This is a genomic window from Lentibacillus amyloliquefaciens (assembly GCF_001307805.1).
Lineage (GTDB): Bacteria > Bacillota > Bacilli > Bacillales > Amphibacillaceae > Lentibacillus > Lentibacillus amyloliquefaciens.
The window spans coordinates 2,331,634-2,347,536 of record NZ_CP013862.1 but is presented as its reverse complement, the minus strand read 5'-3'; the positions used below and the strand labels follow the sequence as shown (position 1 = coordinate 2,347,536).

Annotated in this window: 20 protein-coding genes and 1 other annotated feature; of the genes, 11 read left to right on the top strand and 9 right to left on the bottom strand. The window is 42.1% G+C overall.

What is annotated here, in order from left to right; translation table 11 throughout:
* Positions 1–40: 40 nt before the first annotated feature.
* The 5 genes from ehuA to AOX59_RS11710 all read right to left on the bottom strand — a co-directional run bounded on the left by ehuA (position 41) and on the right by AOX59_RS11710 (position 4,564).
* Positions 41–811 carry an ectoine/hydroxyectoine ABC transporter ATP-binding protein EhuA gene (gene ehuA / locus AOX59_RS11730; RefSeq protein ID WP_068445751.1) on the bottom strand — a complete coding sequence of 257 codons (771 nt, stop codon included), beginning with the start codon at positions 809–811 and terminating at the stop codon, positions 41–43.
* Positions 811–1,545 carry an ectoine/hydroxyectoine ABC transporter permease subunit EhuD gene (ehuD, locus tag AOX59_RS11725; protein WP_082684194.1) on the bottom strand — a complete coding sequence of 245 codons (735 nt, stop codon included), beginning with the start codon at positions 1,543–1,545 and terminating at the stop codon, positions 811–813. The genes ehuA and ehuD overlap by 1 nt, the downstream gene beginning before the upstream one ends.
* Complete coding sequence (ehuC, locus tag AOX59_RS11720) at positions 1,546–2,202, bottom strand: ectoine/hydroxyectoine ABC transporter permease subunit EhuC (RefSeq protein ID WP_169792898.1); 657 nt, start codon at positions 2,200–2,202, stop codon at positions 1,546–1,548.
* A 115-nt stretch (positions 2,203–2,317) separates the two neighbouring features.
* Complete coding sequence (gene ehuB, locus AOX59_RS11715) at positions 2,318–3,244, bottom strand: ectoine/hydroxyectoine ABC transporter substrate-binding protein EhuB (RefSeq protein WP_068445748.1); 927 nt, start codon at positions 3,242–3,244, stop codon at positions 2,318–2,320.
* A gap of 750 nt (positions 3,245–3,994) precedes the next feature.
* Entirely contained in the window at positions 3,995–4,564 is a 570-nt protein-coding gene (locus tag AOX59_RS11710) for a M15 family metallopeptidase (protein ID WP_068445746.1), read from the bottom strand.
* Between the two features lie 180 nt (positions 4,565–4,744).
* Between AOX59_RS11710 and AOX59_RS11705 the strand changes: the two genes are divergently transcribed.
* The 5 genes from AOX59_RS11705 to proS all read left to right on the top strand — a co-directional run bounded on the left by AOX59_RS11705 (position 4,745) and on the right by proS (position 9,237).
* Positions 4,745–5,365, top strand: a complete 621-nt coding sequence (locus AOX59_RS11705) for a glycerol-3-phosphate acyltransferase (RefSeq protein WP_068448301.1) — start codon at positions 4,745–4,747, stop codon at positions 5,363–5,365.
* A gap of 15 nt (positions 5,366–5,380) precedes the next feature.
* Positions 5,381–5,866: a DUF456 domain-containing protein gene (locus AOX59_RS11700; RefSeq protein WP_068445744.1), complete on the top strand. Its 486-nt coding sequence runs from the start codon at positions 5,381–5,383 to the stop codon at positions 5,864–5,866.
* Positions 5,867–5,879: 13 nt separating this feature from the next.
* Entirely contained in the window at positions 5,880–6,728 is an 849-nt protein-coding gene (gene thiD, locus AOX59_RS11695) for a bifunctional hydroxymethylpyrimidine kinase/phosphomethylpyrimidine kinase (RefSeq protein WP_335338741.1), read from the top strand.
* Positions 6,729–6,803: 75 nt separating this feature from the next.
* Positions 6,804–7,355 (top strand): cysteine hydrolase family protein, encoded by a 552-nt coding sequence (locus tag AOX59_RS11690; RefSeq protein ID WP_068445742.1) that lies wholly within the window; start codon positions 6,804–6,806, stop codon positions 7,353–7,355.
* Between the two features lie 153 nt (positions 7,356–7,508).
* Positions 7,509–7,735: a binding site (T-box leader), on the top strand.
* 62 nt (positions 7,736–7,797) lie between these two features.
* Positions 7,798–9,237: a proline--tRNA ligase gene (proS, locus tag AOX59_RS11685; protein ID WP_068445740.1), complete on the top strand. Its 1,440-nt coding sequence runs from the start codon at positions 7,798–7,800 to the stop codon at positions 9,235–9,237.
* Positions 9,238–9,349: 112 nt separating this feature from the next.
* Here the strand turns inward: proS and AOX59_RS11680 are convergent, their stop codons facing one another.
* Both AOX59_RS11680 and trhO read right to left on the bottom strand, forming a co-directional pair.
* Positions 9,350–9,829 carry a glutathione peroxidase gene (locus AOX59_RS11680; protein ID WP_068448299.1) on the bottom strand — a complete coding sequence of 160 codons (480 nt, stop codon included), beginning with the start codon at positions 9,827–9,829 and terminating at the stop codon, positions 9,350–9,352.
* Positions 9,830–10,030: 201 nt separating this feature from the next.
* The gene (trhO, locus tag AOX59_RS11675; RefSeq protein WP_068445735.1) at positions 10,031–11,014 is read right to left on the bottom strand and encodes an oxygen-dependent tRNA uridine(34) hydroxylase TrhO; all 984 of its coding nucleotides are present in this window, start codon (positions 11,012–11,014) and stop codon (positions 10,031–10,033) included.
* 302 nt (positions 11,015–11,316) lie between these two features.
* Here trhO and AOX59_RS11670 point away from each other — a divergent pair, with 302 nt between their 5' ends.
* The 5 genes from AOX59_RS11670 to AOX59_RS11650 all read left to right on the top strand — a co-directional run bounded on the left by AOX59_RS11670 (position 11,317) and on the right by AOX59_RS11650 (position 14,844).
* Positions 11,317–11,517 (top strand): cold shock domain-containing protein, encoded by a 201-nt coding sequence (locus AOX59_RS11670; protein ID WP_010529359.1) that lies wholly within the window; start codon positions 11,317–11,319, stop codon positions 11,515–11,517.
* Between the two features lie 66 nt (positions 11,518–11,583).
* Positions 11,584–12,273, top strand: coding sequence for a class I SAM-dependent methyltransferase (locus AOX59_RS11665; protein ID WP_068445733.1), 690 nt, complete (start codon positions 11,584–11,586; stop codon positions 12,271–12,273).
* 1 nt (position 12,274) lies between these two features.
* Positions 12,275–12,586: a hypothetical protein gene (locus AOX59_RS11660; RefSeq protein ID WP_068445731.1), complete on the top strand. Its 312-nt coding sequence runs from the start codon at positions 12,275–12,277 to the stop codon at positions 12,584–12,586.
* Between the two features lie 486 nt (positions 12,587–13,072).
* Complete coding sequence (locus tag AOX59_RS11655; protein WP_068445729.1) at positions 13,073–14,152, top strand: sensor histidine kinase; 1,080 nt, start codon at positions 13,073–13,075, stop codon at positions 14,150–14,152.
* Positions 14,152–14,844 (top strand): response regulator transcription factor, encoded by a 693-nt coding sequence (locus tag AOX59_RS11650; RefSeq protein ID WP_068445727.1) that lies wholly within the window; start codon positions 14,152–14,154, stop codon positions 14,842–14,844. The genes AOX59_RS11655 and AOX59_RS11650 overlap by 1 nt, the downstream gene beginning before the upstream one ends.
* A 28-nt stretch (positions 14,845–14,872) precedes the next feature.
* On the opposite strand, the gene AOX59_RS11645 is transcribed toward AOX59_RS11650, so the two are convergent.
* Together AOX59_RS11645 and AOX59_RS11640 are read right to left on the bottom strand one after the other, a co-directional pair.
* Positions 14,873–15,070 carry a DUF5957 family protein gene (locus AOX59_RS11645; RefSeq protein ID WP_156418693.1) on the bottom strand — a complete coding sequence of 66 codons (198 nt, stop codon included), beginning with the start codon at positions 15,068–15,070 and terminating at the stop codon, positions 14,873–14,875.
* A gap of 9 nt (positions 15,071–15,079) precedes the next feature.
* Positions 15,080–15,460: a DUF6220 domain-containing protein gene (locus AOX59_RS11640; RefSeq protein ID WP_068445723.1), complete on the bottom strand. Its 381-nt coding sequence runs from the start codon at positions 15,458–15,460 to the stop codon at positions 15,080–15,082.
* 215 nt (positions 15,461–15,675) lie between these two features.
* Here AOX59_RS11640 and AOX59_RS19720 point away from each other — a divergent pair, with 215 nt between their 5' ends.
* Positions 15,676–15,834: a hypothetical protein gene (locus AOX59_RS19720; RefSeq protein ID WP_156418692.1), complete on the top strand. Its 159-nt coding sequence runs from the start codon at positions 15,676–15,678 to the stop codon at positions 15,832–15,834.
* Positions 15,835–15,903 lie beyond the last annotated feature (69 nt).

The window sequence follows — 15,903 nt, the reverse complement described above, 5'->3', positions numbered from 1 at the left end:
CAGACAAGCCGGGCTTTTTATTTTAGTTAAACGGAAATTCTCAGGTTCTGAAACGATGCAGGAAGCTTTGAAGACGGTCATTGGTTGAGTTTTCCAGCACCTCTTCAGGCGGACCCTGTTCAGCAATGACGCCATTGTCCAGGAACAATACCCGATCAGCAATGTCGCGTGCGAATTCCATTTCGTGTGTCACCAGAATCATAGCCATTTCACCTTCTTGAGCGATACCACGGATAACTTCCAGTACTTCACCGACTGTTTCAGGATCTAGGGCTGATGTCACTTCGTCAAACAGCATGACTTTCGGCCGCATGACAAGCGCACGGGCCATGGCAACACGCTGCTTTTGTCCGCCGGAAAGCTGGTTTGGATAGTTATCCAGCTTATCGCCAAGTCCTACTTTTTCCAGCATTTCAATGGAGCGCTCTTTGGCTTCTTTTTTGCTCACTTTTTGAACATGGATCGGTGCTGACATACAATTATCAAGAATTGACATGTGCGGGAACAGGTTAAAATGCTGAAAAACCATTCCAATTTCACCGCGTACCTGCCGCAAATGTTTTTCATTAGCCGGGACAAGTTCGCCGTTCTTTTCCATATGCCATAAATTTTTGTCATCAACAATGATATCACCGGATGTCGGCTCTTCAAGTGTCATCAGCATACGGATAATGGTGGTTTTACCAGAGCCACTCGGGCCAATGACTGCCACCTTTTCCGCCGGGTTGATATCAAGGTTAATACCTGTCAGCACTTCTGTATCACCAAAAGATTTATAAACATCTTTATAACTTACGATTGCTTCAGTCATTATGATGCAGCTCCTTCCTTTTCCTCTTTAATTGTTTTGCTGCCGCTTGTTTCTTTTTTATCAAAACGACGATTCATCCGCCGTTCCAGTCTATTTATCAATATAGCAGACGGATAGCTGAGTACAAGGAATAAGAGGGCAACAATTGTTAATGGCTCAAGGTACCTGAAGTTTGCCGCTCCATATGAGTTTGCAAGATTCAATATTCCTGCCACACCAATTGTTGATGCCAGGGGAATTTCCTTGAACATAATAATCAAGTAGTTGCCAAGCATCGGAATGGTCGGTGGAATAGCTTGCGGCAAAATAATTCTCACCCATTTGTCCCCGGTTGAAAAGTTAAGTGCCCGGGCTGCTTCCCATTGGCCGTCCTCAACAGCTTCAATACCTGAACGATACACTTCACCGATATAAGTACTGAAGTGTATGCCCAGACCAAGAATGGCACTCGTGAATGGATCCAGGGCGAACCCTACAACAGGGACCATCGGCCATGCATAGAAAATGAAAAACAGCTGTACAAGAGGGGGGGTTGACCGTATGAATTCCATGACCCATCTGAACAGCCACTTTAATGGTTTGAACCGGATTGCACTCAGCAATGTCCAGACAAAGCCAAATATAAGTGCAAATAAATAGGTTGCAACTGTTAACCCTAACGTAATTCCTAATCCTTCTAATACCATCGGGAATGCTTCAAAGAATGTATCCCATTGCCAGTTACTGTTGTCCAACTAGGCCACTCCTTTCTTCGATGCTGCTTCCATTTTCTTGGTCAGCCATATTAATGGCAGTGCCATAATGAAATAGAATATAAGTACCAGGAAATAGACAGTCGGTGCCTGGGACAGGTTGTTGCTTCTCAGGATGTCACCGTAATATAAGATGTCTGTCATACCGATTAGCGACACAAGAGATGTCGCTTTAAGCATTTGAATGAGGTAGTTGCCGAATTCCGGGAGCATCATGCGGACGGCCTGTGGGAAAATAACCAGGCGCATACGCTGAAAACTTGACATATTAAGTGCCGTGGCAGCCTCTGTCTGGCCTTTTGAAACAGCCAATATGGAGCCACGTACAATTTCCGACATATATGCACCATAGTTGAGGGCGATCGCAAGCACACCTGCAAGATAATCGCTTCCCAAATCGATTCCAAATAAAATCGGCAATGCATAGTATAGCCAAAACAATTGTACGATTAAGGATGTCCCGCGAAAAACTTCAACATAAAACGTGGTTAAATATTTGATGATTGGATTTTTAGATAAGCGGCAAAAGCCGGCAATGAAAGCCATTAAATATCCGAGGATAATGGAACCAATCAATACCTGGATTGTTATCCCAATTCCTTGCATCAGAACAGGGAATATTTCACTGATTGCGTTAATGATAATCACTCCTTTAAGATAGAAGTTCACAAAATAAAAGGGTCAGACCCCCTGGGTGAGGGAGCCGGACCCTGTGGAGTCGTGTCAAGCTAGTATTATAGATTTCTTGCTATCATTAGTATTCTTCTCCGCTGCAGATTTGTTCAGTCGTGATATCTTCCGGTGGTGCGTTGCTCTCGGGATCAAAGCCGTTATTTTCCAGAATTTCAGCAACTGTTCCATCGTCAATCAGCTTTTGCAGTTCTTCATTATATGCTTCACGCAATTCATCGTTATCCTGATGGAAAACAGCAGCCCCATAGCTTGGAACGCCCTCAATATCCGGCTGCTCGAAGTCCTCTACAAATTCGACATCGCCACTGGCCGTTTCCATTGCCATTCTCAATGTCATTTCCGTAGCCGTTGTTACGTCAGCACGACCGGATTGAACGGCTGAAATTGTAGAAGGGATATCGGCAGCTTCCTGTATCTGGTCTTCAGACACACCCATCTCCTGTGCGTACCCGATTTCAGTTGCCCCGGACATGATGGATACGTTGGCACCTGATTCGGCTATATCACTATAGCTGTGAATATCCATCGGGTTGCCCTCAGGTACAACAATACCTTCCCCGTATGTCATTTCCGGTTCACCAAAGTCTGCGTTTTCACAGCGATCCGGGTTAATTGCCATAGCTGCTGTCACTACGTCATAGTTGCCTGCATTCAGGCCTGGAATTAATTGACCGAAGTCTGCCAGTTGCCCATCCATATTATCGACTCCCAGTTCTGCAAATACCGCTTTCGTAATCTCCGGTGATGCACCTGTCAGCTCGCCATCTTCCCCCTGGTAACCATATGGTTCTTCATTCGCAAATCCAACTGTAACGGTTCCTGACTCCTGAATTTCAGCAAGTTTTGAGTCACCACTGGATTCGCTTTCACTCCCGCTGTCTCCGCTGCTTCCATCGTCACTGCCGCTGGAATCATCAGAGCCGCCTCCGCAAGCAGCGAGGAAAAGAATAAGAATGCCGAAGATTGAAGCTGCTAATAGTTTTTTCATCTCCTAAATGACCTCCCATAAATTTTGTGTAAAAGTGGTTTTACGCCACAGAGGGCGAAAAACAGTTTTACTTGTTTCTTTTTCTTGGCTGCCTCCTTTAAGGATAAGATGCTAAATAATAGCTGTGTTCAATTATCAAATTAAAGAGCATTGCATATGCATTACTTTTTTACTAGATATTGAACAGCAGGTGGTGGGGAAAAGTTTACAAAAAAGTCATAATTCAATATTATAGGGTATTGTTCATTCATTCAAATGCTATATTTTTTGATAATTTGTAATATAGGCTTGTATTTTAATGTGAGTCGCATTAAACTTGTTTATACCATAATATTCTTCAAAATAATGTGTATTTCTTATATATGCTCAAAATTGACAATTATTACTGAAAATTCAAATAAAAATATTATCTTGAAATTGCTTGAAGACTAGCGGCCTATTACAGAGTCTTGTTGTAGGACATTCGTTATGTATTAGCTGTAATGAAATGATACATGTGATGTTTTCAGGTCAAAAAATAAGACCACGCGAATCAGCGTGGTCCTGTCGTGTCCAGTGGGGTTAAGTTTGTTTCAATTTCTTCTCATTTATGTTCAAGCACGTGGGCAGAAGGGCAATTTGCTGCTTTTGCCTAATAACGGAGACATGATGAAACTTTTCATTCCATGGAGAGTGCCTTTCTTTAATACAGTTCGAGTTCATTCTAAATAGGATGGAAATCCTTTGTTAAAGCTCTGCAATATGGCTGACTTATGTCTCTGTCTCTTCTTCCTTTGGACGGATCCCTTGTTGCAGTTGGTTGATGCTTAGCCCGAAGTCTTTTTGTAAATGGGGATAATCTTTAAAATTATTCCAGTCTCCGCCCCATTCAAAACCAAGCTCCTTTGCTATATCAGCCACTTCAAACCAGTCTGATTCCCCGTTATGATTGCCATCATAATGAATATCCCAAATAATATCCCCGTTCTGATTGCGCAGGGCATAATCAACTGCGAGGCCATAGTTATGATAGGATTCACCGCCTTGTGCATAAGTGACGATTTGTCCGTCTTCTGAGCGTCCTTGCTCGTATAATTCCCGTTGCTCCTCATTGCTTCGGGTTGTTTCGGTGATGACTACGTTAATACTCTTATTGCCTGCTTGTTCGATTAGCGCCTCTGTCATTTCGGCTACTTCCGGATGAAGTTTTCCGGGAAGAGATGCATCTTCACCCTGGTTGATATAGTTGTCGGGTTGTAATTGGTTATATAGATAGAAAAGCGCCACAAGTATGAAAATAATGATGAGCCATGCTGTAATGTCTGTGCGGTAGCGTTTCAAAATCGGGTTTCTCCTTCGTATTGTACTTCGCTTATGATTATAACATCTATTGTAATGACAGGGCTTCCTATATATTTATAATCGAAAGAAATCGGTAAAAAAAGAGCTCCATTTTCGGAAATAATTGTCTTGAAGTTACTGAGGTCTGAATATAAGATTAACTAAAGGGGGAGCAATATGATGTCTGTTATGATTGTCAGTTTGATTGGCTATCTGTTCGGTTGTATTCATGGGTCGCAGGTGGTCGGCAAATATAAGAAAATGGATATTAAGAATACAGGGGTGAAAAACTCAGGCGCTTCTAATACGACGATTTTATTGGGCTGGAAATATGGGATTCTCGTTGCACTTATTGATATTTTTAAAGCGACATTATCAATCTTGCTTGTATTGTATCTATTGGAAAGTCTGGGTATTACAGGACCAACACAAACACTACTGGTATACATTAATGCGTTATTCATTATTGTCGGGCATAATTATCCGGTTACTATGAATTTCAGCGGCGGTAAAGGAACGGCATCATTGGTCGGTGTGCTGTTAGCCATTGACTGGAAGATAGCTCTTATAGGAATTGCCATATTGCTTTTATTGACATTGGCAACTGACTATCTGGTAGTTGGCGTTCTTTTCATGTATGTTTCATTTCTGGTGATGACTTATCTGTTCTTTGGAATCGAACCAACAATTGTGGTTGTGTTATTATCAGTTATGAGCATACTGAAACATATGGATAATTATAAACGTATCATTAATAAAGAAGAAACAAGGATATCAAGTATGTTTCGAAAAGAGCCATAGAAGTGGAGGACAGCAATGTTGGACATTATTGTTTGGGTTATTATCATTGCATTATTTATCGCAAGCTTTGCAGGCATTATTTTCCCGATTATCCCTTCGCCTTTAGTGCTTTGGGTTGGGTTTCTACTTTATCATTTTGTCATTAACGCTGATGAACTGACCTGGTTTTTCTGGACGGCGATGGCGGTACTTACTGTTATACTGATAGTGTCGGATGTCATTGCCAACAGTTATTTTGTCAAAAAATACGGCGGCAGCAAATGGGGTGAACGCGGCGCGGCTATTGCTGTTATTGTCGGTTCATTCATCATACCGCCATTTGGCATTCTGATTATCCCGTTTATTACGGTATTTCTGATCGAGCTGATGCAGGAAAAGACATTTGAAGAGGCCGCCAAAGCTTCTTTCGGATCATTGATCGGTTTTCTGGGCGGAGCAGCCGCAAAAGTCGTCATTCAGTTGGCGATGATGGGCTGGTTCTTCATCGTTCTCATATTTTAACTCAGAAAGGAATTTGCATAATGAATTTGCCAACACGTGCTATCACAATCGCCGGGTCTGCAGCCGGGGGAGTGCCGGCATACAAGCAGATTTGAAAACATTTCAGGAACTGGACGTATACGGAATGAGTGTGGTGACAGCGATTGTTGCCCGACACCCTGACACAGATAAAAATGTGCATCTGCAAACAATTGAGGCAATCGAGGCGCAGTTTGCCACAGCGATGAAACAGGTCGGAACTGATGCGCTTAAAACAGGTATGCTTTTTTCCAAAGAAATCATTGAAAAAGCGGCAGATTTGATTGCCTCTTCAAGCGTAAAAGTCAAAGTGGTCGATCCGGTGATGGTGGGCAAGCTTGATTCGAAGCTGCTCGCAGATGATGCCATCGATGTATTAAAGGAAAAGCTAGTGCCGCTGGCTGATGTTATTACTCCGAATGTGCCTGAAGCATCGTATCTGTTGGTTGGACGCGAAGTGAAGACGGTAGAAGATATGAAGCAGGCCGCTGTCGATTTGTATGACCTTGGGCCGCAATATGTTCTGGTAAAAGGCGGCAGACTGAAGGGCGAGGCAGTCGATGTGCTTTATGACGGCGAGACGCTGACAGCCTTCGAAGCACCACGGATTGATACGGAAAATACGAGTGGAGCGGGCTGCACATACTCGGCCGCAATCACCGCCTATATGACAAAAGGTTATTCGATGCCTGAAGCAGTTCGCTTAGCTAAAAGTTTTGTCACAACGGCGATTGAATATGGATTTACCTACACCGAAATGGTTGGACCAACGTATCACGCAGCAGAGCGTATGCAGGGTGAAGCACATAGGATAAAAGTTGAAGAGCTTCAGGCAAGCAAGTAGAGAGCATACTTAAAGTGTGCAAAAAGAGCTGCAACATAAAATGACCCCTCGAAAATTAATAAAGGAGTGGGATTAATGGGGAAGCGGGCTTTGATTAATGTGGATTATACGGTTGACTTTGTAGCGGATGAAGGGAAGCTGACATGTGGTAAACCGGGACAGGCTATCGAGGAAAACATCGAATCCATTACGAAGGGTTTTATCGCTGCAGGTGACTTTATCGTATTCGCAATTGATGCACATGAAGAAGGGGACACGTTACATCCGGAAACAGAACTTTTTCCGCCGCATAATATTATTGGAACAGAAGGTCAGGAACTGTATGGTTCGTTAGCATCAGTCTATGCGAAAAACAAGGATAAGAACAATGTCTATTATTTTGATAAAACGCGCTACAGTGCTTTTGCCGGGACGGATTTGGAAATCAAATTGCGTGAACGCGGAATTGACGAAATCCATCTCGTTGGCGTCTGCACCGATATTTGTGTACTGCATACGGCTGTTGATGCGTATAACAAAGGGTTTGATATTGTTGTGCATCAGGATGCGGTCGCCAGTTTTAATGCAGCCGGGCATGACTGGGCGCTTGGCCATTTTAAAGATACACTGGGTGCAAAAGTCATATAGATGCTAAGGAGAAGCCAGGCCAAATTGGCCTTGGCTTCTCCGGCCGATGTTTTCAATCAGATTATTTATTTGCCGTACAGCATCGAATTAGCTGCTCTTTACAGGTGCGACTTGACTTTAACGGCACATCCATATATATTAAAAAATATAATAGATGAAACGCTGATGAGGATTAGTATAGTTTGAGAGGTCTTTAGACAGAGAGGAAATGGCTGGTGGAAATTTCCAAAGATACAGACTAAGAACCTGCCTCTGAGTTCGCCATCGGAAGGTTTTTGCCGAAAGATGTGCGCGGTTTTAAACCGTTAAGATACCAAGTGTGTGCAGTCCGTGATTGGTTGCAAACAAGGGTGGTACCACCACAGACCTCGGTCCCTTTTTCAGGACGGAGGATTTTTTAATAAGGAAAATTCTTCTATATTTTATTTAAGGAGTGTCTTATTTGGCTAAAAACAATAAGCAATTTGTTGAGAAGATTACCGCGATGGAGGACGATTTCGCTCAGTGGTATACGGACGTTGTTAAACAGGCGGAATTGGTTGATTACGGAATGGTGCGCGGAACAATGATTATTAAGCCATACGGTTTTGCTATTTGGGAAAACATTCGTGATGAGTTGGACAAGAAATTTAAAGAAACCGGTCATTCGAATGTGTATTTTCCGCTGTTTATTCCGGAAAGCATGCTGCAGAAAGAAAAAGACCACATTGAGGGATTCGCCCCGGAAGTTGCCTGGGTGACTCATGGCGGTGAGGAAGAACTGGCGGAGCGGATCTGCGTCCGTCCGACATCAGAAGTGCTGTTCGGTGAATACTATTCTAAAAATATCCATTCCTATCGCGACCTGCCGAAATTGTATAATCAGTGGAGCAATGTTGTCCGCTGGGAAAAAACAACACGGCCATTTTTGCGCTCGCTTGAATTTTTGTGGCAGGAAGGACACACAGCGCATGCTACTCGTGAGGATGCAGAAGAGGAAACAGCACGCATGCTTCAGATTTACGCGGATGTTGCCGAGGATTATTTGGCAATACCTGTTTTGCACGGGAAAAAGACCGAGAGTGAGAAGTTTGCCGGAGCCAATTACACCTTAACCATTGAAAGCCTGATGCACGACGGTAAAGCACTGCAATCCGGAACGTCGCATTATTTTGGCACAGGTTTTGCTGAAGCTTTTGATATTAATTATCTGGATGAACATGGTGAGCAAAAACCGATCCATCAGACATCATGGGGCATGTCCACGCGTATTATGGGCGCACTCATAATGGTGCATGGTGATAACCGCGGCCTGGTCATCCCGCCCCGGATCGCGCCGACGCAGGCAATGATTGTTCCGGTCGCTCAGCATAAAGAGGGTGTGCTGGACAAGGCATATGATCTGCGTGACCGTCTGCGGAACCTGGTCCGTGTTGATATTGATGGCAGCGATAAGAAGCCTGGCTGGAAATTCAACGAATATGAAATGAAAGGAATTCCTGTCCGGATTGAGATGGGTCCGAAAGACATTGAAAATGATCAAGTGGTGCTTGTCCGCCGCGATACCGGGGAAAAGGAATTTGTTCCATTAGCCGAACTGGAAGAGCGGCTGCCGGCTCTTTTGGAAGAAGTGCAGCAGAACTTATATAATCAAGCACTGGAACATCGTGAAGAAGCAACCACAACGGCTGTCGATATGGATGCGTTCAAAAAGGCCCTGGCAGAGAATCCAGGCTTTATCAAGGCGATGTGGTGCGGCGATGTGGAATGTGAGGAAAAAATTAAAGACGAGACGTCCGCTACATCCCGTTGCATTCCATTTGAACAGGAAACGGTTTCTGATTCCTGTGTTTGCTGTGGGAGAGAAGCCAAAGAAATGGTTTATTGGGCACGAGCTTATTAAAGCATGAAAAATAGGGCTCTGTTTGCAGCCGCCCGATTTTTTTCATGTTCCGGAAAGCCCAAACATGTTCACGACAAAAAATGCTGTCCCAGCCAAACGGTGGGACAGCATTTCAGCTTTGCAACGCTTTTTCAATATCCTTTTCAATGTTTTCCGGTTTTGTCTGTGGTGCGTAGCGGTTGATGACGTTTCCATTTCGATCAATCAGAAATTTGGTGAAGTTCCATTTTATCTGTCTGGTGACAACACCTTTCGCTTGTTCGGTTAAATACACAAACAAAGGGTGTGCATTTTCACCCCTAACATCAATCTTGCTGAACATAGGAAATGTGACACCATAATTTCTTCGACAAAAAATGGCTATTTCGCCGTCTGAACCTGGATCTTGACTGTTGAACTGGTTACACGGGAATCCAAGTACTGTCAGTCCCTCATCTTTATATGTATCATAAAGCTTTTCCAGGCCGTCAAATTGTGGTGTGAACCCGCATTCACTGGCGGTGTTGACAATTAACACAACTTCTCCCTCATAGTCATTCAGCGATTTTTCTTCTCCATCTATCGTCTTTGCGGAGAAATCATAGATACTGATTGAAATCGCCCCCTTTTTTGTAAAGAATAACAACGCGACCCAATTATTGTCAAAAAATTAAATCAAAAGTATTTCATGCTGTGATTAGAGGCATGAAGCAGAGATCTATGGTACTGAAGTTCATTTGTCAAAACAGGAGAGATTCATTTTAAATCAAAAAAGAACCGGCAGATGTGCTGGCCGATTCTTTTTCTCTTATTATTAAGCTTCTTGTTTTGCCCGGTTTTCTTCCTCAATGATCGCAAGTTTGTGATCAATTTCTTCATGGGATAAGTTGTGTTCCCGGACATATAAGTTGTCCCGGCTCACCCGGCATTCATGGGTGCAGCCGCGCATATATTTATGCTCATTTTCTTCTGAGGAGATGATTTGTTTGTTGCATGACGGGTTTGCACAGTTGACGTAGCGTTCGCATGGCTGTCCGTCAAAATAATCTTTTCCGACGACAACATGCTCTTTTTGGTTAACTGGAACAGAAATTCTTTCATCAAAGACATAACATTTTCCGTCCCAGAGTTCACCCTGTACTTCCGAATCCTTTCCGTAAGTGACGATGCCACCGTCAAGCTGATTAACATCTTCAATGCCTTCATCCATCAGCCAGCCGGAGAATTTTTCACAGCGAATGCCGCCGGTGCAATAGGTCAGCACTTTTTTATCTTTCAGCTGGTCTTTATTTTCTCGGATCCAGTCAGGCAGTTCCCGGAATGCCTCAATGTCCGGCCGGATTGCTCCGCGAAAGTGTCCGAGATCGTATTCATAATCATTCCGGGCATCCAGAATGACCGTTTCCTCATCCTGCATTGCCTCATAAAATTCCTTTGGGGAGAGGAATTTCGCTGTTTTTTCCAGCGGGCTGACATCCTCGTTCTCATTCAGCTTCAGGCTGACGATTTCCGATCGATGCCTTACATGCATTTTCTTAAATGCGTGCTCGTTATGCTGATCGATTTTAAAGGTCATATCAGCAAAACGCGGATCCTGATGCATGGCTTCCATATATTTGTTGGTTTGTTCGACTGTACCGGAAACCGTGCCGTTCAGTCCTTCGTGTGCTATGAGAATTCGTCCTTTGAGCCCGAGATTCTGACAGAATGCGAGGTGTTCATCAACGAACTCCACCGGATCATCAATCGGGACGAATTTATAATAAAGTAGCACCTGATACTCCTGTTTATTTTCCATGTTGATACCACCTACACTTAATATTTGCAAGATACAAATGTAGTGGATACTTAATTTTAATCTTGCAGAAGAGTATTTTATCATGTTTTCATTTGTTTTGCCAGGGCTCGTCTGTTGTCGATTGAAAAAATCAAAATAAAAAATTCACTAAAGCCACTTGCATTTTGTTTCAAAAGGTAGTAGAGTGTACTTAAGCAAATGAAATTGAAATTAGTAATACTTTACGATCTCTTTAACAAGTGGTGTAAAAGTATTTATGGTTCAATTACTTTGCACATATTTGTATAAGGAGGTCATTTATTATGATGACTGGAACAGTAAAATGGTTTAACGCTGAAAAAGGCTTTGGTTTCATTGAGCGCGAAGAGGGAGACGACGTATTCGTTCATTTCTCAGCAATCAATGCAGAAGGTTTCAAAACACTTGAAGATGGTCAAAACGTTGAATTCGAAATCGTTGAAGGAAACCGCGGACCACAAGCAGCTAACGTTACAGCTGTTTAATCGATTATAAACTAAAAGGCTTATCTCATTTGTGAGGTAAGCCTTTTTTTGTTTAGGAGGGGTTATGTGCCGAAAGAATTCGACTGGCATCAGGAGGCGGAACTGCAGTGGAATAAACGCGCACAATTCTGGAGTGAGCGGAGCATGGAAATGTGGGATTCAGGCAGCAGAAAAGATATTGTACCGTTCATACAAGGTGAGCTAAATCCAGGAAGCAGCATTCTTGATGCAGGCTGCGGCGACGGATATGGGTCCTATAAACTGCATCAGGCAGGGTATCAGGTGACCGGTTTGGATGTTTCCAATGAAATGATCAAGCTTGCCAGGCAAAAAACGGAACAAGCAGATATTTTATTCCGGCAGGCAGATATCAACAGTCTGCCTATTAGTGAAAATAGTCAGGACGCCATCATGGCGGTTAATGTCATTGAATGGACTGAATTTCCTCTAAAAGCATTAAAAGAGCTTGGCCGGGTGCTGAAAAAGGATGGATTGCTTTTTGCAGGAATTCTCGGACCGACAGCTGGACCAAGAATGAACAGTTATCCGAGACTCCACGGGGAACAAGCCATCTGCAATACTATTATGCCGTGGGAATTTCAGCAGCTTGCTCGAGAAAATAATTTTAAATATGTTGATGGATTTGGTGTGTATAAAAAAGATGTTAAAGAGCGCCACTATGAAAATCTGCCGCTGGATCTGAAGCAGGCGCTGACATTCATGTGGGTATTTATGCTGCGAAAGGCGGGGCAATGATATGGATAAAAATGAAGTCGAACAAAAAGTGATTAAAAGCTATCAGCAGGATGAAAAAATGATGATTCTTGTTTATGCACAGTGGTGTATTAATAACGATCTTGATCCGGAAGAGTTATATGGACAGGCTTACCCCGGTCAATTGAATAACCGGGCTTTAAGCGACGCACTTGAATTAACAGTTTCTAAACAAGAATCAGAAGACATCCCGGATCAGACAGTTCTCAACATTCTTCAGCTGTTCGGCAACGACGATTTGGCATTTGTTGTGCAGGAAAAGGTGACTGATAAACCAGGAAAAAGTTCTGATTAAAGTTGGGGAAAAGCTGGTAGATGGGCAATACGCACTTAAAACACATTAAAAATGCCCTAAAGCTTATCAAAGCGTTTAGGGCATTTTTTAATTAATAAATATTTAAATTAGAAAACATTAATGTTTAATCTCTATGATAATGACATAGCAAGGTGAACTAATTGCTTAATCATATCAGAAAAGGGATGAGTAAAAACATGACAACAATTTACTGGTTTTATCAGGCTGGATTGGCGGTCATCTGTTAGGCGGCGATTTAGGCTGGTTTCCTTTGATATAAATGTAGTAGGTGTGCCGTTCGGAGTCTCACTGCTGCCTTATCTTAGCGCATTAGGCCTGGCAATTGCGCTGCCAATCATCGGTAACAAGAAACTTGTAGAGAGAGCTTAGACTCGGGGGAGAGGCAGACTATGCATTGGCTGTTCAAAACAATCAGCAGCCAATGTATAGTTTCCTTACATAGTTATAAAGAAACAGGTGGTAGCATTGTCAATCAGGAAACGATTGATTTTATCGAATATAGGAATGATTGTGATACCGATTTTTTCCGTCCTAATCCTTGAAATATTTCTTGGCTATTTATTATTTATTGTTTTTGATGGCAACCCGCAAGGAACTGAGCAGAATTTATTCATCAGCTTTCGATTTATCGGCATGTTAATCATTTTAATTGTAACAAATGGACTGCTGACATATTTTATATCAAAAAGCATTATCCAACCGATTAAGAACCTCTCCAATGCAGCAAAAAAAATCAGTGATGGCGATTTGGACTTCAGTGTGACATCAGATAAAAAGGATGAACTTGGTGAGCTGTCCAATACTTTTGAAAAGATGCGGCTGGATTTAAAAGAGGCGAAAGGTACTCAAGCACGATATGAACAAAATCGTAAAGAACTGATCGCCAGTATTTCTCATGATTTGAAAACACCTTTAACGTCAATCAAAGGCTATGTAACAGGCATTCAGGACGGCGTGGCCAATACACCGGAAAAACTGGAACGTTACATGAAAACAATTTATAACAAGGCAAGCGATATGGATAGTTTAATTGATGAACTTTTTTTATATTCAAAATTGGATTTGGGGCGTGCACCTTTTACATTTGAAGAAATAGACCTTTATCCTTTTTTTACGGACTTTATTGACGAATTGAATTTTAATATGGAAAAAGGTACTGCAGTGTTTTTGGCGGATGAGGGTAGGGATTATACAGCAAAAGCTGATCGGGACCAGTTAAAACGGGTTGTGACGAATATCGCCCAAAACAGCCTGAAATATATGGATAAAGAACATAAACAGATCCACGTTGAGTTAACATCTGAATCTGATCGGGTTGTTGTAAAGATAAAAGATAATGGAAACGGCATATCCAAAGATGACCTTCCATATATTTTTGAAAGCTTTTACCGTACGGATTCATCAAGGAATTCCAGGACTGGCAGCAGTGGACTGGGATTGTCGATTGTTAGGAAAATCATTGATGAACATGGCGGAACTATTTGGGCTGAAAGTCAGCCAGGAGAAGGCACAAGTGTTAACTTTACCCTTAAGAAGGTGACGTAATGCAAAAAATTTTGATCATTGAGGACGAGTTAAGTATCGCAGAATTAGAACGGGATTACCTTGAGGTCAACGGATTTTCCAGTGATATTGCGACTACCGGTGAGGAAGGACTGCAAATGGCAGAATCAAATACGTATCATCTGATTTTGCTGGATTTAATGCTGCCCGGGGTTGATGGATTTGAATTATGTGAGCAGCTTAGAAAAACTTTTGACATTCCGATATTAATGATAACGGCCAGAAAAGAGGATATCGATAAAATACGCGGCTTTGACCGGGGTGCTGATGATTATATTGTAAAACCGTTTAACCCCAATGAGCTGGTTGCCAGAGTGAAAGCCCATTTAAACCGGTATGAACGATTGGTCACTCGTAATAGCGAATCAAACACAATCCATGTGGAAGGGTTATTCATCGACCGGGATTCACGTCGGGTTTTTGTCAATGATGTGGAAAAGACGTTCACTGTCAAGGAATTTGATCTGCTGGTCTTTCTGGCGACAAATCCAAACAAAGTGTTCAGCAAGAATCATCTATTTGAACGGATATGGGGCATTGATTCAATGGGGGATCTAACAACTGTAACAGTGCATATCCGGAAGATAAGGGAGAAAATTGAACCCATCCCTTCCAATCCAAAGTATATTGAAACTATTTGGGGAGTAGGGTACCGCTTTATAAAATCAAATTAAAAAACTAAAGCAGAGGTGTGCCTCTGCTTTAGTTTTGCCTGTTCTTTTTGTCAATCACCGGCAATAATATAGCTAAAATGATTGCTGTTAAATAAGGAAAAAACATGAAAATCAGCGGCAGCCCTGAAATATTAACGCCAAACCCGGCCATTAATCTAAAAATGATACTTCCAAGAAAGTAGCCGCCGATAAGCCCCAAAATAACGAATATAACTAAACGCATCATTATCCCCCTTTACTTTTTATTTCCCAATAGAACTTTTGAACGGAACACATTCAATATTGACAGCATGATAATTAACACGCCCAAGATAGGATGCAGTGCTCCCAGAAATGGATGACGAAAGCCCAGATTGGCTGTTGCATACATGGTAATAATCAGTATTAATAATCCCAGGATGGAAAAATAATCTTCCCTTTTGGCATTGCCCATGAATGCACTGATCATCATGATAATCGGAATATTCAATCCAAATAAGTGAGCAAGCATTTTATGGTCAGACCAAAACTGACCTTCGCCAAAAATGGCCATCCCCGCAAGGAAAAATTGTCCCAGACTGCAAAGTAGAAAGATTATGGCGAAAATGAAATAAAGCCATCTTCCCACAGTTCTCATTTAATCACCTTCCTTTATGGTTCAAGTTCAGCTTACCAGGTAAAAATAAATAATTTATTATCCAGACATTAAATATTTCTTAAATCGGCATAGCCAAGAATCGCTGGGAATTGCATTATCAATTAATAAATATTTAATCCTTCGTTAAGCCGGATTTAATAAGTGAGGAGTATCATTAAATAAAGGAAGGGACACAAAACAGATGGAGGTGACAGATGGTGAGTACAATTGCAAAAGTCATTATTGGGTTTATGATTGGCGGAATCGCTGGATTTGTAATTTTTGGTGACAGTGGGATCGGAATTGAGCTAGGTGGAAAGCTTATATTTGCGATAGCAGGTGCGATTATCGCGCTTGCTTTGGATAACCTCTAACATCAGATTCATAAATAATTGTGCCATATTAACATGATATGGAAGTGAAAATAAAGTATCAATCATCCG